This is a genomic window from Ilumatobacter sp. (genome assembly GCF_049588435.1).
Lineage (GTDB): Bacteria > Actinomycetota > Acidimicrobiia > Acidimicrobiales > Ilumatobacteraceae > Ilumatobacter_A.
Genome location: NZ_JBAVYV010000433.1, coordinates 1 through 2,944 on the forward strand (window position 1 = coordinate 1; position 2,944 = coordinate 2,944).

Annotated in this window: 4 protein-coding genes and 1 pseudogene; all 5 read left to right on the forward strand. The window is 65.7% G+C overall.

The features are described 5' to 3' along the window. A partial coding sequence (gene rpsK, locus WBV89_RS16585; protein WP_423982458.1) for a 30S ribosomal protein S11 occupies positions 1 to 125 on the forward strand: 125 nt, incomplete at its 5' end. 16 nt (positions 126 to 141) lie between these two features. Continuing rightward, a complete protein-coding gene (rpsD, locus tag WBV89_RS16590; protein WP_423982455.1) occupies positions 142 to 759 on the forward strand; it encodes a 30S ribosomal protein S4 in 618 nt (205 codons plus the stop codon). Positions 760 to 849: 90 nt separating this feature from the next. Further along, the gene (locus WBV89_RS16595; RefSeq protein ID WP_423982456.1) at positions 850 to 1,773 is read left to right on the forward strand and encodes a DNA-directed RNA polymerase subunit alpha; all 924 of its coding nucleotides are present in this window, start codon (positions 850 to 852) and stop codon (positions 1,771 to 1,773) included. A gap of 22 nt (positions 1,774 to 1,795) precedes the next feature. Beyond that, a pseudogene (gene rplQ, locus WBV89_RS16600) lies at positions 1,796 to 2,161 on the forward strand (50S ribosomal protein L17); the annotation flags it as partial. Between the two features lie 24 nt (positions 2,162 to 2,185). Then, positions 2,186 to 2,944 (forward strand): tRNA pseudouridine(38-40) synthase TruA (gene truA, locus WBV89_RS16605; protein WP_423982457.1); only part of this gene is annotated, 759 nt, incomplete at its 3' end.

A 2,944-nucleotide genomic window follows, 5' to 3' on the forward strand; every position in this document is an offset into this window, starting at 1 on the left:
CCGGCTCCGGCCGAGACGCCGCCGTGCGCTCCATCCAGCAGACCGGCATCGAAGTGGTGTCGATCAAGGATGTCACCCCTGTTCCCCACAATGGTTGCCGGCCGCCCAAGCGCCGGCGCGGCTGAGAGAGGACGCTGAGTCATGGCTCGCTACACCGGACCAAAGCTGCGCGTTTCGCGCCGTCTGTCGACCAACATCTTCGAGAACGAGAAGGGCCGCAAGGTCCTCGAACGTCGTCCGTTCCCGCCGGGTGCGCACGGCCGGACGCGTCGTCGCAACTCGGGCTCCGAGTACCTCGCGCAGCTGCAGGAGAAGCAGAAGGCGAAGTACATCTACGGAGTGCTCGAGCGTCAGTTCAAGAAGACGTACAACGAGGCCGTCCGCCTCGACGGGCCGTCGGGTGAGAACCTGCTGCGCCTGCTCGAGCAGCGTCTCGACAACATCGTCTATCGCGCCGGCTGGGCCTCGACCCGGCCTCAGGCTCGTCAGTTCGTGAACCACGGCCTGATCAGCGTGAACGGCAAGCGTCTCGACATCGCGAGCTACACCGCACGCAAGGGCGACATCGTGTCGCTCTCGCCGAAGGCCGCGAAGATGATCGTGATCCAGCACAACATCGACACCCTCGACCGGTCGCTCGTCGGCTGGCTCGAGCAGGGCGACGGCGGCAAGCAGGTCACCGTGCGCAGCCTCCCCGAGCGCGATCACATCGACATCCCGGTGCGCGAGTCGCTCATCGTCGAGCTCTACTCCAAGTAACGCTCATCTGCGGCCGTCGGCCGCCGTTCATCCACGCACTCGTTTCACGTTCTCGAACACCCCGGAAAGGTCCTGGCACAAATGCTCGTCATGCAGCGCCCCACCATCGAAGCTCTCGGTGAGGAGTCGAACAACCGCCAGAAGTTCGCGGTCGGACCCCTCGAGCCCGGCTTCGGCCACACGCTCGGCAACTCGCTCCGTCGCACTCTTCTCTCCTCGATCCCGGGTGCGGCGATCACGACCGTCCGTTTCGACGAGTCACTCCACGAGTTCGACACGATCCTCGGAGTCACCGAGGACGTCACCGACATCATCTTGAACCTCAAGGACATCGTCGTCACGTCGCACTCCGACGAAGCGGTCACCGTTCGCCTCGACGTGCGCGGTGCCGCCGAGGTCACGGCTGCTGACATCGAGTGCCCGGCCGACGTCGAGGTGCTCAATGGCGACCTCCACATCGCCACGCTCAACAGCAAGGGCCGACTCGCGATCGACCTGACGATCGAGCAGGGTCGTGGCTACCTCACGAGCAAGCGTGAAGACGACAACCGCACGATCGGCATGATCCCGATCGACGCGATCTTCAGCCCGATCCGCCGCGTGTCGTTCGACGTCGAGCCGACCCGCGTCGAGCAGTCGACCAACTACGACCGCCTGGTCATCGAGATCGACACCGATGGTTCGATCACGCCGAGCGAGGCGCTCGCCTCCGCCGGTGCCACGCTGCAGGCGCTGACCGAACTGGTCGCCACGATGTCCGAGGAGCCCCAGGGTCTCGAGCTCGGCGAAGTCGTCGACGTCGCGGTCAGCTCCCCGGATCTCGACCTCCCGATCGAGGATCTCGACCTGTCCGAGCGTCCGAACAACTGCCTCAAGCGGGCCCAGGTCAACACGGTGGGCGAGCTGCTCACCAAGACCGAGGACGACCTGCTCAACATCACCAACTTCGGCCAGAAGAGCCTCGACGAAGTGAAGGCCAAGCTCGACGAGCGCGGCCTGACGCTGCGCGGCTGAGGCTGAGAGAAAGACACGAATCATGCCCACCCCACGCCGCTCCCGCCGTTTCGGTTCGTCGGCTTCGCACCAGAAGCTGATGATGGCCAACCTCGCCGCGTCGCTGTTCGCCGCCGAAGGCATCTCGACTTCCGAGGCCAAGGCCAAGCACCTCCGCCCGATCGCCGAGAAGCTGATCACGAAGGCCAAGAAGGCTCAGGAAGAAGGCCCGATGCAGGTGCACCGGATCCGTCAGATCCAGAGCCAGCTCGGTGACCGCGAGATGACCTACAAGCTCGTCCACGACATCGCTCCGCGTTACATGGAGCGCAACGGTGGATACACGCGCATCTTGAAGCTCGGCACGCGCCACGGCGACAACGCCGAGATGGCGCGTATCGAACTCGTCTGATCTGATCTGATCGGTACATCCGTGACCGGGCCCCCGGAGTTGGATTCGTCCAGCGCCGGGGGCTCCGTCGCGTCTCGGCGCAATGTCGCGCTCCTGGTCGCGTATGACGGGTCCGACTTCCACGGATTCGCCGAGTCGAACGACGTGGTGACCGTGATGGGAACGTTGCGGGCGACGCTCGAGCAGATCCTGCAGACCGACCTCGACCTCACGGCGGCCGGCCGGACCGACGCCGGGGTCCACGGATGGGGTCAGGTCGTCACCGGACTGTTGCCGGCGTCAGCCGACCTGGAGCGTGTCCAACGCTCGGTCAACCGGATGTGCGCGCCGGCGATCGCGATCCGATCCGCCGAGTGGGCGGAACCGGATTTCGACGCCAGGTTCTCGGCGACGTCACGGGCATATCGCTACGACGTGTGGAACGATCCGCAGCCCAACCCGTTGCTGGCCCGGACGTCGTGGCACGTTTTGGAACCGCTCGATCTGGCGGCGATGAACACCGCGGCTGCCGATCTTGTCGGGCAGCACGACTTCGCGAGCTTCTGTCGACGCCCGAAGGTGGCCGAGGGGCAACCGGAGAAGTCGCTGGTGCGGATCCTGCAGCAGGCGGAATGGCACCGCGTGCAGGCCGCCGACCAGCCCGCTTCACTGGTGCGCTTCGAGACCGCGGCGACGAGCTTCTGTCACCAGATGGTGCGCAGCATCGTCGGCACGCTCGTCGACGTCGGCCGCGGTCGACGGGCGACCGATTCGATTCCCGCCACGCTCGCCGCGCTCGAC

Coding starts and splice junctions, on each gene's coding strand:
- rpsD (WP_423982455.1), top strand. CDS start 142: ATGGCTCGCTACACCGGACCAAAGCTGCGCGTTTCGCGCCGTCTGTCG.
- WBV89_RS16595 (WP_423982456.1), top strand. CDS start 850: ATGCAGCGCCCCACCATCGAAGCTCTCGGTGAGGAGTCGAACAACCGC.